Source organism: Fulvivirga lutea, assembly GCF_017068455.1.
In the GTDB taxonomy this organism is placed as follows: Bacteria; Bacteroidota; Bacteroidia; order Cytophagales; family Cyclobacteriaceae; genus Fulvivirga; species Fulvivirga lutea.
In genome coordinates this window covers 1,238,838-1,256,014 of the sequence record NZ_CP070608.1, presented here as the reverse complement: position 1 = coordinate 1,256,014, position 17,177 = coordinate 1,238,838, and the positions used below count along the sequence as shown (strand labels likewise).

The window sequence follows — 17,177 nt, the reverse complement described above, 5'->3', positions numbered from 1 at the left end:
AAAGGCTTCCTATGTGGAAGCCTTTAACTTATAATTTAATTTATCTCTTAGTTAGATGATGGTGTAATGCCCATTTTCTTTAGAACCAAGTCCGAAATATCGAACTTCTCATCAGCAAAAAGAACTACGTCAATACCACCTACTTGTCCGTTTAAAATATGTGTGTAACCATTCTCCTTTGCTACAGCTTCAATATTAGAGCCAATTTTAGCATAAAGAGGTTCCATAAGTGTAGCAGATTTTTTCTGCATTGAAGTCTGAGCGTCTTGCTGAAACTTTTGAATTCTTTGTTCCAACTGAGCTAATTCAGTCTCCTTTTCACTTCTTACAGCGTCAACCATTGTAGCAGCACTTTGTTGATAGGCCTGGGCCTTTTGCTGATACTCCTGATACTTTGCTTGTAATTGGTTTTGTAATTGAGTGTTATGCGCTTGAAGCTCCGACTCCACTTGTTTTGACTCAGGCATTTCACTTAAAATATAGTCTACATCAGCGTAGCCTATTTTCATTGTTTGTGCAGTTGCTGCAGTTCCAATAAATAAAATTGCTGCTATTGCTAATACTAGTTTGTTTTTCATCTTTCTATTTTTATTATCTGTACTTACTATTTTATTACATCATTCGGGTCACCCAGACCTAGTTCGTCCAACACATAATCCGTATAATCATGTCGTGGGTCTGTGTAAATCATCACTAAATCACCAGCCTTATCAAACATTATGGCCAATCTCTGCTCCTTACACACTACTTCCACCGCATCAAAAATTTTATCTTGAACAGGCTTTACTAATTCTTTTTTCTTCAAAAAGAAAAGCCCTTCAAAACCGAATATCTTCTTTTGATATTCCTTTAACTCTTGCTCTTTAGTCCTAATGAGCTCTAATCGCTCATTTTTCATATCAGCCGTCAAAAGTACTTCTTCTGCCTGAAGTTCGTCATACATTGAGCCAATATTTCGAGACATCTCCTTTATTTCATCCTGCCAACCCTGTGACAGTTTGTCAATTTCGGCCTGAGCCTCCTTATATTCAGGCATTTTACTCAATACATAGTCTGTATCTATATAGCCAAACTTCTGTGCCTGAAGTTGGATAAACGAAAATGATGCCAAAAATAGAAAAAGGATCTTTTTCATGCTTATCTTATTTGTTGACCAATTGTGAAATGGAATTGTCCACCAGCTCTTTGAGATCTTCCGGGAAGGGTATCAAACCCGTAACCCCAGTTCAGACCAATCAATCCGAATGCTGGCATAAATATTCTCGCTCCAAAACCTGCCGATCTGTAAACATCAAACGGATTAAACAAATCGTAGTCACCCCAGTTATTACCTGCCTCGGCAAATACTAGTCCGTAAATAGTTGCAGATTGACCTGTTGTAACTGGGTATCTAAGCTCTGCAGTATATTTATTGTATACAATACCACCTCTAAGCTGATTTGATGTAACTGCCGTAGTTGGTCCTCCATAATTTGGCGGAGTGATGGAGTTATTGTCGTAGCCTCTTAAACCAATTACATCATTACCCAACAAGAAATTCTGACCGGCTAAACCATCTCCTCCAAGGCTGAATCGTTCAAAAGGACCTATGCCAAGATTTGACGAATATGAACCGATAAAACCAAAATGGGCTCTGGTTTCTAAAACCAGCTTTCCTACCAACTTAGTATAGTAAGTTGCATCGAGCATCCATTTATGATACTCAAGTAATTTATATCTTTCAGCGTTCTCTCGATCACGAATTTCATCTCGTAATCTATCTTCGTAATTCTCTGGATTTCTCTGACTTAATGGGATATCTGTTAGAACATAAACTCCGTCACTATTTTGTTCATATTTAAATTTGTTATCTACGTCAGCTCCTACAGCTTCTATCTCAGAGTTCTTTATCTCCCAGAAATTATCTTCCCTAAATTTAGACCATGGCGGTGTAAGTGCAACACTTAAAGAGATTGATGCACCACTAGTAGGGAACATTGGATTGTCTATGCTATTTCTTGAAAGCGTTGAATTAAAAACTAAGCTATTTGAATTACCATTTGAAAACCCAAGACCTCCTCCCAGGTAATTTTCTAATGAATAAACAAGGTATGAAACTGAGTTTGTTAGCGTAAAATAGCTATCTGGCCATTCCAACCTTCTACCTAAACCTAGAGTAATACTTTGAACTTTTAATGAGGCGTCAAAATCCCTAATCGAAGGAAAGTTATCATTTATACCATTGCCATCTCTATCTGTCCCAAAACGTGCTCTTTGAATAGAGTAACTATAACTTACACTAAATGAGTTAGGCTTTTTGCCGCCTAACCATGGCTCTGTAAATGAGGCAGAATAACTCTGGAATTGTCTACCATTTGCTTGTGCTCTAATTGAAAGTCTCTGCCCATCACCAGTGGGTATTGGGTTAAATTTACCTCTCAACATATTTCTTACTGAGAAGTTGTTTAGGCTAAGTCCTAACGTTCCAACAAATCCAAAGGCTCCACCCCAACCTCCGGATAGTTCTATCTGGTCATTCGATCTCTCTACTACTTCCCACTCAATATCAACCGTTCCATCTGCCGGATTAGGCATTGGCGTTGGTGTGATTTGTTGCGGATCAAAATAACCCAATTGTGATAATCGCTGTTGGGTCTGAATAATATCTGATCTACTGAATTTCTCCCCAGGGATTGTTCTAAGCTCACGCCTCACCACATGGTCTCTTGTGCGTTCATTACCTGAAACAATAACATTCTTAATCGTAGCCTGCTCACCTTCATAGATTCTCATCTCAATATCTATCGAGTCACCTTCAACGGCCACTTCAATAGGTTTAACACTAAAGAATAAATATCCATCATCCATATAAAGGCCACTTATGTCTGGACCTTTAGGGTTGAATGTTAGCTTCTGATCGATGAGTTCTTTGTTGTAAACATCCCCTTTTTCAATGGCTAGAATCTTATCTAATGTTTCGTCTTTATGTATATAATTTCCAGTCCATTCAATATTTCTAAAGTAGTATTTGCGACCTTCATTAATCTTCAGACCTATATTTATTGATCTGTCATTATAATCATAAATTGTATCTTCAACAATCTCAGCATCTCTAAACCCTTTAGAATTATAAAAATTAATAATTGCTAATTTATCTTCTTCATAATCAGATTTGACAAACTTTGACGACTTGAAGAAATTTAACTTAATATTATCATTGATAAATTCCTTTATATCTGATCCGCTCACTTCATAGGTAGAATCAAAAAATTCGGGTACTTTTTTCGGTTTAAAACCTGCAATTAATTCAGCCACACGTTTAAATAAGCCAATTCGAACATTTTCGTTCGTATTCTTCATCTTAGATTTTAGCTTATTCGATTTTATGTTCTCGTTCCCGGAAAAATAGATTTTATTAATCCTGACCTTCGCTTTGGGATCGACAAGAATCTTTAATTTAACGCCATCATTATTTAATGTATCTTCCTGCTGAACGATCTTAACTTCGGCATTTAAAAAACCTTTATTCACATAATGATTTCTTACAGCAATCTCAGTATTTCGAATTATGGCGTCAGTTAATATTCTTCCACGAATTAAGTTTAAGTCTTCTCGTATTTGGGATTCCTGACCTTTCTTAACACCTTGAAATTCAAAACCAGTCAGCCTTGGTCTTTCAGCCAGCTGAATATTGAGGTAAATCTTATCAACTTCAATTTTATCGATAGAAATAGATACATCACCAACCAGGCCGTGCTTCCACAATTTTTTAATAGCACCTGAAATTTCATCACCTGGTACGCTAATCTGATCACCTATCTTTAAACCTGTAAGTGAAATAAGCGCATTTTCATCTAAAATATTTAAACCAGTTACTTTAATGCCTGCAAGCGTGTACTCTTGAGGTCTGGAATAATTTAATTGTCCAGAAGATGGCTCGGGAGTATTATTTCTTCTTCGAAACTGCCCATTCACTTCACCTATCAGTACTACAAAAATCAGGAATACTATTACTCTCTTCATCAATCTAGTTCACTTGTTCACTTATTTGACCAAATCTTCTTTCTCTCCTCTGATAAGCTAAAATCGCCTCATTTAGGTCATTTTTTCTGAAGTCAGGCCACAATTTTTGTGTTATATATATTTCGGTATAGGCAAGTTGCCAAAGTAAAAAGTTACTAATTCGCATCTCACCACTTGTTCTGATTAATAGTTCCGGATCCGGTATATTCTTTGACATTAAATTCGAACGAAATAATTCAGTATCTATTTCATCAATTTGAATTTCTCCTGATTGTACTGCCTTGGCAATTGACTTAGTTGCCTCTAAAATCTCCCACCTGCCACTATAACTCAACGCTAAAGTCAATACCAAACCCTTATTCTGTTTGGTTAGCTCAATAGCCTCCGCCAATTCGTTTTGACAGTTATTTGGTAAAGAAGATAAATCACCAATCGCATTAAGTTTTACATCATTCTTCTGCAATGTGCCTATCTCAGCTTTAATTGTATGCACTAATAATTGCATTAAACCTTTCACTTCCGTTTTAGGTCTAGCCCAATTCTCAGTAGAAAATGCGTATAGTGTAAGATACTTTACCCCTAACTCTGCACAACCTTCCGTTACATCTCGTACAGCTTCAATAGCATTTTTGTGTCCAAAAATCCTTGCTGCACCTTTCCCTTTAGCCCATCTTCCATTACCGTCCATTATTACGGCAATGTGTGTAGGCAGGTTGTCCTTATCAATATTTATTGTAGGGTTCATAACGAAGTTGCAAAATTAGATTTTTTAAGCTAAAAAATCGCCTGATTTACTATAATTCTAGCGTCTGTAATTTTTCTTATAGGGGCTAGTTGGACAAGGTATATTATAGAAAGAATAGGTTAGAGAAACTCCTAAAAATGCGTAATGGTCATTATCAAATCGGTTAGAGTAATCGTAGTTCTTAATAACTCCATCGCCCGGGCCTAAATTATCCAGATAATCAAAGAATGTTTTTCTGAAACCAACTTCAACACCAACATACCACTTAGGATTTAAGATGTATTTAATACCTGTTCCGAAAGGAATGGCCGGCTGAATATTACTGTACTCAACGGGCTTATCATCCATCCCTGAAATACCGAAAATTCCTATCCCTGCAAATAAATAAGGAGTCCATCGGATAATGGAATTTTCTTGTCTCCAGTTCAAAAAGTGGTATTCAAATACCGTTGATACTTCAAAAAGAAAAATATTGAAACTGGCATCCCTTAAATCTGTAAATGGATCAATAGGCGTTCTTGAATCACTTCCTGCTAATTTGCCAGCGGTCAGCCCAAGCCTAAAGCTCAATTCTTTGTTTAGATTGGTTCTGAAAAATGCATTACCAGCAGGATTAATTCCATTTAAGCTTATTCCTCTGGACATGTCACCAAAATACTTGAATCCACCAAACCCAAATCCAATTTCTGTTTCTTGGGCATGAGTAACAAAGGGTATTAAAAATACAGTGAGGCTGAAAATACCTTTCTTAAGAACTCGAAATAGCTGAGATTTTGACATGTTATCTAAATTTCGCACGTGTAAAAGTAGCGCCAATGATGTAGGCTACTCTTATCGATGTAACGAAATAAACGTCATTATTGTCTTTATTACCTCTATTATTATCTCTAAATTCTTGCCCAAAACCTGCAACTACAGTATAATTATTTCCATCTCGCCCTTGATACGTAGTGGTATTAAATCCTTCGGCCTCAATATTTCTCGACCCTCCTTCAGCACCAGAAGTATTAGTAGATCTGTCAGATAAGTATCGTGCTAAATCGTCATCTCCGAAAACACCAAGATCTACATAATTCTGACTAACATCGTCTAAGTAGTCGGTGAATGTATATCTGATGCCCATTTCAAATGAAAGATCAAATACCTGATTCAAGCGATACCTTACTCCTATTCCAAAAGGTATTGCAAATTGCACGAGTTTATAAGGTTCAATTCCAGCGTTAGCATCTGTTGGTTCTAAATCAGCATTTTGACCTTCTGTTCCTAAAGGTTGTAAATCCACCCAAGTACCTGCCTCTGGGAGTCCGCTATCATCTGCCACATATGCCTGAGGGTTATGATGGAAGATTGTAGCACCAATATAAGTATAAGGTGTCCATTGTACTCTACTTATGTAGGAAGCCTCATTTTTGAATAAATCAAAGACCGCAACAACTGTAAGCTCCTTAATTCTATTCCTAAAACTTAAATTTCTTGCATATCTATACTTAGCCTCTGAATCTCCTTTCTCTGCCGATTCAAAATCATCACCACGAATTGTACCATAGAGAAATGATGCTCTTAAAGTATATCTAGGGCCGAACCTGTGAGAAAAATCAACACCAATTCCAGGTCTGGTAAAGCCTATATCCGTACTCCCAACATTGGAATTGGGAGATAAATCACCAAAATAATTCAAAGCATTTAGTGTAATACCAATCGAGTTGTATTTCTTATCCTTTGTGAAATAATTTTTCTTGCCCTTAAAGTTTCTCATTCGCTTGTTATTCTTGCGAATTGCTTTTCTATTTAGTTGAGCATATGAATCAACTACGGCACAGGAAAGTACCAAAACAAGCAGAGACAGGATTATATTTCTTTTATACATACCTAAGCCAAGTAAGGTTCGTTTGTATTGCAATACGTTTTAAAGATCAAAAGTAAACATAAATTGTTCAAACTTAAAATCAATTTCTTACATCAAGACCCCAATTTAGCTTTTGACGTAACGTTTTGAAGTAGTTATTGTCGGATAGCTGTATGAGACGAGCTTTAAAATCAGCCTTTTTAATGTTTAATGTAATGGTGTCATCGACCGTTTCAAGCCTGCTGTCTAATGCAACTAAATAGTTATTCGTTCTGCCTTCAATTGTAAATGACAGTTCGGAGTTATCAGGCACTACAATAGGCCTTACCGTTAAATTATGAGGGCTAACAGGTGTAATAATAAAATTTTCGGAATGTGGGAGTACTAGTGGGCCTCCACAACTCATGGAATAACCTGTAGAACCCGTTGGAGTTGCCACAATCACACCATCTGCCCAATATGAATTTAAAAACTCTCCATTGATATATGCATTAACAACAATCATTGAAGAAGTATCCTTTTTCAAAATCGCAAAATCGTTCAATGCAAAATTATAGCCATTAAAAAGCCTATCCTGAGTATTTAAAGTTAACAACGATCGCTCGTCATACCCATAATTTTGCTCCAGTAGCTCATTTATTGAGCCTTCAATTGATTCTTTAGCAATGGTAGCTAAAAAGCCTAAGCGCCCAGTATTAATACCTAAAATTGGAACTTCTGTCTTACCAATGTGAGTAACAGCTTCTAATAAAGTCCCATCACCACCTAATGTGATAAAAGCATCAAAGCCACCTAAATTGTCGCCTTTTTTGTACATTCCCGAGTCATGAGAGACCCTATTCTTCTCTAAAATCTCAGAAAATGTACTGGAAACTGTTAACTCAACTCCTTTGCTTTTTAATATATCAAATAATGATTGGATGACTTCTTTGACTGAGCCATCGAACTTCTTACCATGAATAGCAACTTTCATACTAGATGTCTAAATATTTTAGAAGCATATCGAGCCTATCTTGCTGATTATCATCAATTTTAGTCTCTTGAAATCTGGCTATTATTTTATATTCGAATCGCTCTAAAGTTGCAATTACAGCTGTTAGGTCAAGTTTGTTGATTTTCAAGGTAAGCCTAACTTTTGAATTGTCCAGCTCATCTTCTTTAATGCTGCTACTTAATATTTTGGCATTGTTTTCTTCTACCAGCCGACTAATTTCAGCCAGAGAATAATCTATGGAATTCATCGAAAGCACAAGAATACCCCCTGGTACTTGCACTGCAGCAGATTGAGCCAGTGCTGTAACCGTATCCTGAACTGTAATTACCCCTATATATTTATTTTCCTCATTTAATACAGCCACCATTTTTGTTTGCTGTTCAGAAGATACTTTTAGTACCTCATAAAAATGAGACTTACCAGAAACTGTACTTGCAGTATATTTTAGTTCAAAATCAGATATATGCTTATCTACATCATTTACCTCTAAAATCATTTCTTCAGTAATGATTCCGAGAAACTTCTCATGGTCTACAACAGGTAATTCATTTGATCTTAATTCCTCCATCCAAAGCATTGCCTTGTGGGCATCATCTTTCAGCTTCAGTGGCGGGATCATATGATTAATTAATTCTTCAGCTATCATTTCCATTCTGTAAAAATTTACTCAACAACACATTAAACTTCTCTGGATGCTCCATCATAGGGGCATGACAGCATTTATCGACAAAATGTAAGGTCGAATTAGGGATCAACTTATTAAATTCATGTGCCACATGCGGTGGCGTAATTGTATCATTCAACCCCCAAACTAATAATGTAGGGTGTTTTATTCTGGTAATTTCCTTTGCCATATTATGCCTTTGTGCAGATTTAGCTATTGCTACAATACGAAGACATTTAGGAATACTTTTAGTAGTTTCAAATACTTCATCAACTAACTCCTTTGTAGCAGTTTCAGGGTTGTAGAATGTATATTCTACTCGTTCTTTGATATATTCGTAACTACCTCGCTTAGGGAAAGATCCCCCCATTGAGTTTTCGAATAACCCGGAGCTACCTGTTAAAGTCATTGTTTTCACTTTCTTAGGGTTAGCCAATGTATACATCAATGCCACATGACCTCCTAGTGAGTTACCTACCAGGTTCATATTATCTAACCCTTTCAGGTTGACAAAACCTTCAACAAATTTTTGCAAACCCTCGAGCCCGGCTTGCTTCAATGGCATTTCATAAATAGGAAGTAATGGAATTACAACTCTGTAATTGGATTTAAAATGGTTTACTACACCTTCCCAATTGCTGAGCGCACCAAACAACCCATGAAGCAGTAATAGCACTTCACCTTGACCTTCATCGATGTATTTAAACTCTTTTTCTTCTTTTATTTCTAACGCCATCTAAAAAATTTTACCTGATACAAAGTAAGCAAAAATGTGGAATTATCTTTTTAACTGGACAGTTTCTACCCAATTTTTAAGAATATCAATACCATATTCCGTTAATGCCGCTTCAGGGTGGAATTGTAAGCCCCAAATAGGCAAAGATTTATGTGCAATTGCCATTATATGACCATATTCTGAAATAGCAATTACATCTATATCACTAGAATGGCCAGATTCCAAGATGAGTGAATTATACTGCACAACTTTAATGGCTTGTGGCAAGCCCCTAAAAATTGAACTTTTATTTAATTGAATTGCAGTGATTTTGCCATGCCTTGGTTTTGGTGCTTTTATCAAATTCATACCAAAAAATTGACCCAAGGCCTGATGCCCAAGACATATACCTAAAATTGGTACTTTATTATAGTAATGATCAATCACTTCCAATAAAACTCCCGCCTTAGTTGGAATTTCCGGACCAGGAGACAAAATAATGGCTTCAATTTCAAGAGTAGAAATTTCACCTATGGGTGTATCATTTCGAAGCACATGACAGTTGATTCCTAATTGAGCAAAGTAGTCAACAAGATTAAATGTGAATGAATCAAAATTATCAAGTAGAAGAACCACCGCTGAGCAATTCTTTTATCTGATCAAACAAATCGTGTGCAAAAGGAATATAATCGGTAATAAAGCCGATAAACCCGGGCGCAAAAGATAACACCGGCTCATAAAAGTAAGAGCCTTCTGTCCAATCCAAAGGTAATTCCATACCAAAGGAGGCACTTAACCATAAAACGATACTAATACCAAACGCCCATTTTAGTAAAGAAAGCATGGCACCTGCAATATTATCAACAGCCCCTAAGAGCGTTAGATCAATAATTTTTTTAAATACCTTACCTATAACATTCACCAGCAAAATAATTCCTATGAAGATCAGAATAAAAGACAAGTAAGGGAGTAGGTCACCACCGATGTCAAAATACTGATCTAATAGGTTCATACCCCAATGCATCAATTTAAAGCCTCCAATTATTGCGAGCACAAAGGAAATGATGGCTATAATTTCTAACACAAAGCCTTTCTTATAACCTTGGTAAGCACCAAAGAGCAAGGGAGCCAACAATATAAAGTCCAGTTTATTCAATCTTACTTAAGCCAGTAAGGAACGAACTAATTCAGAAATTTTCTTACCATCGGCCTGTCCAGACATTTCCTTCGTGGCCCTACCCATAACTTTACCCATGTCCTGAGGACCAGATGCCCCTACTTCTGAAATTATCGATTTAAGTTTTTCAGTAATTTCTTCATCAGATAGTTGTTTTGGCAAGTATCTATTGATGATCTCCATCTCAAATTTTTCTTTTTCGGCAAGATCCGTTCTTCCCTCCTTTTCGTAGATTTCCATTGAGTCTTTTCTTTGCTTCGCTTGTTTAGCTAACAGCTTCAATTCAGCCTCTTCATTAATTCCATCGCCTCCTCCCTTTTCTGTTTCGGCTAAAAGAATCGCAGATTTTATTGCTCTTAGAGCTGTCAATTCCTCTTTTTTCTTTTGAAGCATGGCTTGTTTAATATCGGAATCGATTTGTTGTTTAAGACTCATTATAATTGAATTATGTAATTAATCTATTCGTTTAACTTTGTATCACAATAATAGACACAAAGATAATTATTCCATAAACATACCATGACTCGATTAAGTGTTAACATAAATAAATTCGCTTCACTAAGAAACGCCAGAGGCGGTAATAACCCTGACGTAATTAAAGCTGCCATGGATTGTGAAAGATTTGGAGCTCAGGGAATTACCATTCACCCCAGACCAGATGAGCGACACATAACCACGAAAGATGTTTACGCTTTAAAGGATGTGGTAACTACTGAGTTTAACATTGAAGGTTATCCTGATCAGCGATTTTTGAAGATTATAAAAGACATCCGTCCAGCCCAGGCCACCTTGGTGCCGGATGGCCCGGATGTATTAACATCCAATGCTGGTTGGGACACCATCAGAAATAAAGAGTTTCTTACAAAAGTTGTTAAGGAATTGAAAGATTTTGGGGTTCGTGTGTCTTTATTTACCGATCCTGTAATTGATATGGTAACTGGAGCAAAGGATGTTGGAGCTGATCGTATTGAATTGTACACAGAATCTTATGCAACCCAATATTCTAAAGATAAAATAAAAGCGATCAGCCCTTATAAAAAAGCAGCAGTAAAAGCTACAGAACTAGGCCTGGGTGTAAATGCCGGTCATGATTTAGACCTAGAAAATCTCAACTACTTAATTACCGAAATACCAGAAACTGATGAAGTATCTATTGGCCATGCACTTATTTGCGATGCTTTATATCTGGGTCTGGAGAATACAATCCAGCGATACTTGAAAGAAGTAGGTTTTTATAAGTAATTAATAATGCATCAACCCAATATTATATTGGTTATATGTAGTGCTTAACCTATTTTTGCGGCTCATTTTACCTATCCATACTATGCAGAGAGACAATCGCATTTTTGATCTTATTTCTAAAGAAAAAAACAGACAGCAAGAAGGAATTGAATTGATAGCTTCTGAAAACTTTGCGTCACCACAGGTGATGGAAAGTATGGGCTCTGTTCTCACCAATAAATATGCTGAAGGCCTACCGGGCAAAAGATATTATGGTGGATGCGAAGTAGTGGATGAAATTGAAAATATTGCTATCGACAGGGCAAAAGAACTTTTTGGAGCATCTTGGGCTAACGTTCAACCACATTCCGGAGCACAGGCCAATGCTGCGGTGATGTTAGCAGTACTAAATCCTGGCGATAAAATATTAGGATTCGACCTGTCGCATGGTGGGCATTTAACACATGGATCTACAGTTAACTTCTCTGGCAAATTATATAACCCTTCTTTTTACGGAGTAGAAAAAGAAACAGGTTTAATAGATTGGGATGGCGTAATTAAAACCGCCAAAAAGGAAAAACCTAAATTAATCATTTGTGGCGCATCAGCTTACAGTAGAGATTGGGATTATGAAAAATTAAGGGAAGCTGCTGATGCTGTAGGTGCATTATTGTTAGCTGATATTTCGCACCCGTCTGGGTTGATAGCCAGAGGTGTTTTGAATGATCCAATGGAATTTTGTCATATTATCACTACTACCACGCACAAAACACTAAGAGGACCAAGGGGTGGATTGATCATGGTAGGTGAAAATTTTGATAATCCATTCGGGTTAAAGACACCTAAAGGTGAGATAAGAAAAATATCATCTTTGTTAGATTCAGGAGTATTCCCTGGAACGCAGGGTGGACCACTTGAGCACGTAATTGCTGCTAAGGCTGTAGCGTTTGGCGAGGCACTAACGGATGATTACATGAAGTACATTCTGCAAGTAGTGAAAAATGCGAAAGTGATGGCTGATGCTTTTGTTAAAAAGGGCTATTCAATTATATCAGGTGGAACTGACAATCATTTAATGCTAATCGACCTGAGATCGAAAGGCCTAACAGGTAAGATTGCTGAAAACACATTAATCAAAGCAGATATCACAATTAACAAGAATATGGTGCCTTTCGATGATCAGTCTCCTTTCGTGACTTCAGGAATGAGAGTGGGAACAGCGGCCATCACCACAAGAGGTATGAAAGAAGATGACATGGTGAAGATTGTTGATTTGATTGACAAAGTTTTAATGAACCATGAGGATGAAAACACTATTGCCGAGGTAAAATCTGAAGTGAACATCTGGATGAAAAACTTTCCTCTTTATCAATAGTGGCAACTCCCTTAGATCAAATTGGTAATGGTGATGAAAAAGAGATGTCCTTTTTGGACCATCTCGAGGAGTTAAGGTGGCACCTTATTAGATCGGTTATTGCTATTATTGTTTTTAGCATAGCAGCTTTTATTTCTGTTGACTTTGTGTTTAACACGATTGTGTTTGGTCCTGCTAAAACTGATTTCTGGACATTCAGAATGCTTTGTAAACTAGGAGACCTGATTAATTCATCAGCCCTGTGCATCGATAAACTTGATTTTAAAATCCAAAGTAGGCAGATGACGGGGCAGTTTACCATGCATATAACCAGCTCATTTGCTATTGGAATAATAGCCGCATTCCCCTATGTATTTTGGGAGTTCTGGCGATTTGTTAGTCCAGGCTTGCGAATGACTGAAAGATCTGTTTCGCGTGGAGCAGTGGCATCAGTTACATTTCTTTTCACCTTAGGAGTACTATTCGGGTATTTTATTATGTCCCCATTAGCAGTTAGTTTTTTGGCTGGTTATCAAGTAAGTGACATTGTGAATAACGAATTTGATATTACCTCTTATGTTTCTACGCTTTCAACATTAGTTTTAGGCAGTGGCATGCTTTTTCAATTGCCAATGGTTGTTTATTTCTTATCTAAAATTGGCATTGTTACTCCAGAATTGATGAGAAATTATAGAAGACATGCCATTGTTGTAATATTAATTTTAGGAGCAGTATTTACGCCACCTGATCCATTTAGCCAGATTTTGATTGCCATGCCGTTGTTCGGCCTATATCAATTCAGTATCTTTATTTCGGCCAGGGTTCAGAAAAAACTAAGAAAACAGGCAGAAAAAAATCTCAATAAATCATGAAAATAGCCATTGGAGCAGACCATGCAGGGTTTGCATACAAAGATTTAATTAAGAAGTTAGTTAAAGAAATCGGGAATGATATTGAAGATTTCGGCACACATAGTGCTGAGTCGGTAGATTATCCTGATTTTGCTCATCCTGTAGCCAGCTCAGTAGAGAAAAAAGAAAGCGACCTTGGCATACTTATTTGTGGTAGCGCAAACGGAGTAGCTATGACTGCGAATAAACATGCTGGAATTCGAGCTGCAATATGTTGGACAGCAGAACTTGCAGAATTGGCTCGTCAGCATAATAATGCAAATATACTATGCATACCTGCCCGTTTTATAAGCCAGGAAGACACGAAAGCTATTGTAGAAAAATTTCTTACTACTGACTTTGAAGGTGGAAGACACGAAAGGCGCGTAGACAAAATTAGTTGCTAGTTTTTTAGGTAATAATTACCATCAAAAGCCCTATAATATTTGTCTGCCAGATACGGCACTTTATTTAACACTTCAGTCAGATGATTATCAGGGTCTATAATCACTTCAGGAGGATCATTTTTAATGCCCTCATAAATGATCGTTAGGTTGTCGTAATAATTAAGATCGGTGAAAACCGGCTCTGCCAGTTGCCAACTTAAAAATGGTGTAGCTGATTTATTAGTGTTATAGGGCCTTAAATCTTCATCAAGGACGAGAATTCGTTTGTTTTTAATTTTAGTTTGATTAGATGACTGAACCTTATAATTTGAATCATCATAAAACTTTTCAAAATATTCCGAATAATAGGATAGCACATTGGTTGCCACAATGAGCAAAATGAAAAAGAGGAACGAAAACTCAGTAAAAAAGCCTCTCTTTTTGGCAAGGTAGTAATGTGCTATGTAAAAAGTAATGGCTGGTATTAATACAATATAAGCCGAAGGAACATTATAATCAGACAGCACAATAAAAAACCCTCCAAATAAAAACCAAACAAACATAGTTTGGGTAAGTCGGGCTTGATAGTTAGTAAGTCGTGCGCCTTGTATAAGTCTAACCAATGACAGCAGTAAAAAAGCTAAAGGCACTGCAAACAATATCAGCGTATGCTTCAAAGAAAGGTACCATACTTTGTCCATTTCAGTAAACGGAGAAAGGAAACTAAAAACAAAATCGGTAAACCTATCGGTTAGATAAAAATAGCCCCCAGCAATCATCATAGGAAGGGCAAATCCGAAGGTCATGAGTGCATATCTTCTACCTACTGTACCAGTGAAAAATATAAAAATAACCAGTATGCCCAGTGCGAAAATTGAAAATGGCAAATAGATAACTGTAGCCAAGCCTACATACAAGCCTATATTTAATATATCCTCATCACGCTTTGCTCTCACTTCAATATGGCTAAATATTTTTTCCAGCGACAGTAGAATGAATGTAAGGCCCATGAGGAAAGGTGTGAGCGTGAGCATATCGTAACTGAGGGAACACAGTACTCCATAAATCAGACCTGGCACATAGGTATTCTCAGAAAATGCCCTACTCGATAGCATGAACCTATTAAAAATGTAAACCTGAAAACAGGATATAAAAAAAGCTACTATCTGGTAAGCTAGTTGAGAGCGACCAAACAACCAGTCGATCACAAAATAAACCAGTGCGCTGAGTGGCCCAATAGCATCCCAAATTTCAGAATAAAGGTCGGCTCCATTGGTCATCTTCTCGCCTACCAGCATAAAGTTTAATTCAGGTAATGTTAGAATTGAATCACTGATCATGGCAGGAAGCCTAAGACCAAGCATTATGATGAAAATCACCAAAAGGCGATAAGGATCGTTTATTCTAAAAAAACTTAGCAATTGGTTTTCATTTTACCTTAAGCCACGAAAATAGACAATCGGGTGCAATAACCTTAAGAATTTATATACAATTGGCAGTTAGTGATATAACCTTATAATTTGGGATATTTGCACCATGAACGAAAGCACCAGACAACAGAAGTACTCGAAACTTATTCAGAAAGATCTAAGTGAAATCTTTCAGAAAGATAAGATTGGAATATTTGGTAAAGCCTTTGTTACCATCGCTGATGTTTTGGTTACACCCGACCTGAGCATAGCCAAAATATATCTTTCTATGATGCTTGTTCCTAACAAAGAAGAGTTACTGGAAAAAATTCGATCTCATAAAAGCGAGATTCGAAAAATACTTGGTAACAAAATAGGTAAGCAAGTACGTATAGTACCAGATCTGCTATTTTTTATAGATGAAGTAGAAGAAAAGGCTTCAAAAATAGATAGCCTTATCGATTCACTGGATATACCACCTGCTGACGAAGAAGAGTAAACTATTGAACCTTCCTTTTTTTATAGCGCGTAAATACTTCTTTTCAGGTAAGAAAAGGAATTTCATCAATGTGATTTCTATTATCTCAATGGCTATTGTAGCTATTTGTACAGCAGCTTTAATTGTGGTTCTTTCTGTATTTAATGGATTGGAAGGCCTGCTTAGGTCTATGTACAATACATTTGATCCTGAGCTTAAAATTGAAGCTACGAGGGGTAAAACTTTTGAAGTTTCTGATGAGTTTTTAAACCAAATAAAAGCCATTGAAGGCATAGATGTAGTCACCGAGGTAATAGAAGATTATGCTTATGTGCGCTACCGTGAGGCGAATATGGTAGTCACCATTAAGGGTGTTTCTGAAAATTTTATTGATCAGCACAGAATAGACAATTCAATAATAGCTGGTGACTTAAAACTGAAAGAAGGCCTTGTAAATTATGCCATCATAGGACAGGGGGTACAATACACATTATCCATCGTGCCCGGCAATGACCTTTATCCATTGCAAGTTCATTATACCAAAGATGTTAAGCCCGGTCAGTTAGATATTAGTAAACTTTACAGCAAAAAAAATATTCTTGTGGGTAGCGTATTCGCTATTGAAAAAAACTATGATGAAAACTACATTTTCGTGCCGCTTTCATTTGCTCAGGAGCTATTAGATTATGATAAAAAAAGAACTTCCCTCGAAATAAAGTGTGCAGATGGTGCCAATATTCAGAAAACTCAGCAGCAGCTAAAAGAGCTACTAGGTGATGGTTTTAAAGTGTTAAATAATGACGAGCAACATGCAGATTTATTTAAACTATTAAACCTTGAAAAATTATTTGTATTCATCGCATTTTCATTCATTCTGTTAGTTGGTTCTATCAACATATTTTTCTCCCTTTCAATGTTAGCCATCGATAAAAAGAAGGACATATCCATCTTATACAGTATGGGTGCCACCAATAAGCTCATAAGAAAAATATTTCTTTTTGAAGGTGCAATCATATCCTTAGGCGGTGCGTTTATTGGATTGATTTTAGGTGGATTTATCTGCTGGCTTCAACAAAATTTTGGTTTGGTTTCTATGGGTATGGAAACTTCTTTATTAGAAAATTACCCCGTGCAATTACAACCGCTAGATTTCGTTTATACTTTTGTAAGCTTAGTAATGATTACCTTGCTTATTTCGTATCGGCCAGCTATCATTGCGACTCGCTACAGTGCAGTGAACCAGCTGTAGTTTTTTACCTTAAACCACTTTGATCCGATTATATTGCCGTTCAACTG

19 protein-coding genes are annotated in these 17,177 nt (G+C 36.8%); 6 read left to right on the top strand and 13 right to left on the bottom strand.

Annotated features, from left to right (window positions below):
* Nucleotides 1-47: 47 nt before the first annotated feature.
* The 12 genes from JR347_RS05770 to JR347_RS05715 all read right to left on the bottom strand — a co-directional run bounded on the left by JR347_RS05770 (nucleotide 48) and on the right by JR347_RS05715 (nucleotide 10,578).
* Nucleotides 48-578 (bottom strand): OmpH family outer membrane protein, encoded by a 531-nt coding sequence (locus tag JR347_RS05770; RefSeq protein ID WP_205723100.1) that lies wholly within the window; start codon nucleotides 576-578, stop codon nucleotides 48-50.
* 26 nt (nucleotides 579-604) lie between these two features.
* Nucleotides 605-1,135: an OmpH family outer membrane protein gene (locus JR347_RS05765; protein WP_205723099.1), complete on the bottom strand. Its 531-nt coding sequence runs from the start codon at nucleotides 1,133-1,135 to the stop codon at nucleotides 605-607.
* Between the two features lie 2 nt (nucleotides 1,136-1,137).
* Nucleotides 1,138-4,002, bottom strand: coding sequence for a BamA/OMP85 family outer membrane protein (locus tag JR347_RS05760; RefSeq protein WP_235689765.1), 2,865 nt, complete (start codon nucleotides 4,000-4,002; stop codon nucleotides 1,138-1,140).
* A gap of 4 nt (nucleotides 4,003-4,006) precedes the next feature.
* The gene (locus tag JR347_RS05755) at nucleotides 4,007-4,747 is read right to left on the bottom strand and encodes an isoprenyl transferase (RefSeq protein ID WP_205723098.1); all 741 of its coding nucleotides are present in this window, start codon (nucleotides 4,745-4,747) and stop codon (nucleotides 4,007-4,009) included.
* 57 nt (nucleotides 4,748-4,804) lie between these two features.
* Nucleotides 4,805-5,527 (bottom strand): type IX secretion system protein PorG, encoded by a 723-nt coding sequence (gene porG / locus JR347_RS05750; RefSeq protein WP_205723097.1) that lies wholly within the window; start codon nucleotides 5,525-5,527, stop codon nucleotides 4,805-4,807.
* A gap of 1 nt (nucleotide 5,528) precedes the next feature.
* On the bottom strand, nucleotides 5,529-6,503 hold the full coding sequence (locus tag JR347_RS05745) for a DUF6089 family protein (protein ID WP_205723096.1): 975 nt from the start codon (nucleotides 6,501-6,503) through the stop codon (nucleotides 5,529-5,531).
* Between the two features lie 190 nt (nucleotides 6,504-6,693).
* Complete coding sequence (locus JR347_RS05740) at nucleotides 6,694-7,566, bottom strand: NAD kinase (protein ID WP_205723095.1); 873 nt, start codon at nucleotides 7,564-7,566, stop codon at nucleotides 6,694-6,696.
* Between the two features lies 1 nt (nucleotide 7,567).
* On the bottom strand, nucleotides 7,568-8,239 hold the full coding sequence (locus JR347_RS05735) for a CBS domain-containing protein (RefSeq protein ID WP_317192617.1): 672 nt from the start codon (nucleotides 8,237-8,239) through the stop codon (nucleotides 7,568-7,570).
* Nucleotides 8,223-8,987, bottom strand: coding sequence for an alpha/beta fold hydrolase (locus JR347_RS05730; protein ID WP_205723094.1), 765 nt, complete (start codon nucleotides 8,985-8,987; stop codon nucleotides 8,223-8,225). Before JR347_RS05730 ends, JR347_RS05735 begins: the two co-directional genes overlap by 17 nt.
* 42 nt (nucleotides 8,988-9,029) lie before the next feature.
* Nucleotides 9,030-9,602 (bottom strand): anthranilate synthase component II, encoded by a 573-nt coding sequence (locus JR347_RS05725; RefSeq protein ID WP_205723093.1) that lies wholly within the window; start codon nucleotides 9,600-9,602, stop codon nucleotides 9,030-9,032.
* A complete protein-coding gene (locus tag JR347_RS05720; protein WP_205723092.1) occupies nucleotides 9,586-10,122 on the bottom strand; it encodes a CvpA family protein in 537 nt (178 codons plus the stop codon). Before JR347_RS05720 ends, JR347_RS05725 begins: the two co-directional genes overlap by 17 nt.
* Nucleotides 10,123-10,128: 6 nt before the next feature.
* Nucleotides 10,129-10,578 (bottom strand): GatB/YqeY domain-containing protein, encoded by a 450-nt coding sequence (locus JR347_RS05715; protein WP_205723091.1) that lies wholly within the window; start codon nucleotides 10,576-10,578, stop codon nucleotides 10,129-10,131.
* Between the two features lie 84 nt (nucleotides 10,579-10,662).
* Between JR347_RS05715 and JR347_RS05710 the strand changes: the two genes are divergently transcribed.
* From JR347_RS05710 to rpiB, 4 genes are all read left to right on the top strand, one after another.
* Nucleotides 10,663-11,385: a pyridoxine 5'-phosphate synthase gene (locus JR347_RS05710; RefSeq protein WP_205723090.1), complete on the top strand. Its 723-nt coding sequence runs from the start codon at nucleotides 10,663-10,665 to the stop codon at nucleotides 11,383-11,385.
* Between the two features lie 82 nt (nucleotides 11,386-11,467).
* Nucleotides 11,468-12,739, top strand: coding sequence for a serine hydroxymethyltransferase (locus JR347_RS05705; protein WP_205723089.1), 1,272 nt, complete (start codon nucleotides 11,468-11,470; stop codon nucleotides 12,737-12,739).
* Nucleotides 12,740-12,783: 44 nt separating this feature from the next.
* On the top strand, nucleotides 12,784-13,590 hold the full coding sequence (gene tatC / locus JR347_RS05700; protein WP_205723851.1) for a twin-arginine translocase subunit TatC: 807 nt from the start codon (nucleotides 12,784-12,786) through the stop codon (nucleotides 13,588-13,590).
* Complete coding sequence (rpiB, locus tag JR347_RS05695) at nucleotides 13,587-14,015, top strand: ribose 5-phosphate isomerase B (protein WP_205723088.1); 429 nt, start codon at nucleotides 13,587-13,589, stop codon at nucleotides 14,013-14,015. The genes tatC and rpiB overlap by 4 nt, the downstream gene beginning before the upstream one ends.
* Here rpiB and JR347_RS05690 read toward each other — a convergent pair.
* Nucleotides 14,012-15,415 carry a hypothetical protein gene (locus tag JR347_RS05690; protein WP_205723087.1) on the bottom strand — a complete coding sequence of 468 codons (1,404 nt, stop codon included), beginning with the start codon at nucleotides 15,413-15,415 and terminating at the stop codon, nucleotides 14,012-14,014. The genes rpiB and JR347_RS05690 overlap by 4 nt on opposite strands.
* Before the next feature lie 115 nt (nucleotides 15,416-15,530).
* On the opposite strand from JR347_RS05690, the gene JR347_RS05685 reads away from it, so the two are divergent.
* Together JR347_RS05685 and JR347_RS05680 are read left to right on the top strand one after the other, a co-directional pair.
* Nucleotides 15,531-15,902 (top strand): ribosome-binding factor A, encoded by a 372-nt coding sequence (locus JR347_RS05685; protein WP_205723086.1) that lies wholly within the window; start codon nucleotides 15,531-15,533, stop codon nucleotides 15,900-15,902.
* Nucleotides 15,903-15,906: 4 nt separating this feature from the next.
* On the top strand, nucleotides 15,907-17,130 hold the full coding sequence (locus JR347_RS05680) for an ABC transporter permease (RefSeq protein ID WP_205723085.1): 1,224 nt from the start codon (nucleotides 15,907-15,909) through the stop codon (nucleotides 17,128-17,130).
* Nucleotides 17,131-17,177: the final 47 nt, after the last annotated feature.

Bases quoted from the DNA above. Each gene is read 5' to 3' on its own strand.
- JR347_RS05770 (WP_205723100.1), bottom strand. From the start codon at position 578: ATGAAAAACAAACTAGTATTAGCAATAGCAGCAATTTTATTTATTGGA.
- JR347_RS05765 (WP_205723099.1), bottom strand. From the start codon at position 1,135: ATGAAAAAGATCCTTTTTCTATTTTTGGCATCATTTTCGTTTATCCAA.
- JR347_RS05760 (WP_235689765.1), bottom strand. From the start codon at position 4,002: ATGAAGAGAGTAATAGTATTCCTGATTTTTGTAGTACTGATAGGTGAA.
- JR347_RS05755 (WP_205723098.1), bottom strand. From the start codon at position 4,747: ATGAACCCTACAATAAATATTGATAAGGACAACCTGCCTACACACATT.
- porG (WP_205723097.1), bottom strand. From the start codon at position 5,527: ATGTCAAAATCTCAGCTATTTCGAGTTCTTAAGAAAGGTATTTTCAGC.
- JR347_RS05745 (WP_205723096.1), bottom strand. From the start codon at position 6,503: ATGAGAAACTTTAAGGGCAAGAAAAATTATTTCACAAAGGATAAGAAA.
- JR347_RS05740 (WP_205723095.1), bottom strand. From the start codon at position 7,566: ATGAAAGTTGCTATTCATGGTAAGAAGTTCGATGGCTCAGTCAAAGAA.
- JR347_RS05735 (WP_317192617.1), bottom strand. From the start codon at position 8,239: ATGGAAATGATAGCTGAAGAATTAATTAATCATATGATCCCGCCACTG.
- JR347_RS05730 (WP_205723094.1), bottom strand. From the start codon at position 8,987: ATGGCGTTAGAAATAAAAGAAGAAAAAGAGTTTAAATACATCGATGAA.
- JR347_RS05715 (WP_205723091.1), bottom strand. From the start codon at position 10,578: ATGAGTCTTAAACAACAAATCGATTCCGATATTAAACAAGCCATGCTT.
- JR347_RS05710 (WP_205723090.1), top strand. From the start codon at position 10,663: ATGACTCGATTAAGTGTTAACATAAATAAATTCGCTTCACTAAGAAAC.
- JR347_RS05705 (WP_205723089.1), top strand. From the start codon at position 11,468: ATGCAGAGAGACAATCGCATTTTTGATCTTATTTCTAAAGAAAAAAAC.
- tatC (WP_205723851.1), top strand. From the start codon at position 12,784: ATGTCCTTTTTGGACCATCTCGAGGAGTTAAGGTGGCACCTTATTAGA.
- rpiB (WP_205723088.1), top strand. From the start codon at position 13,587: ATGAAAATAGCCATTGGAGCAGACCATGCAGGGTTTGCATACAAAGAT.
- JR347_RS05685 (WP_205723086.1), top strand. From the start codon at position 15,531: ATGAACGAAAGCACCAGACAACAGAAGTACTCGAAACTTATTCAGAAA.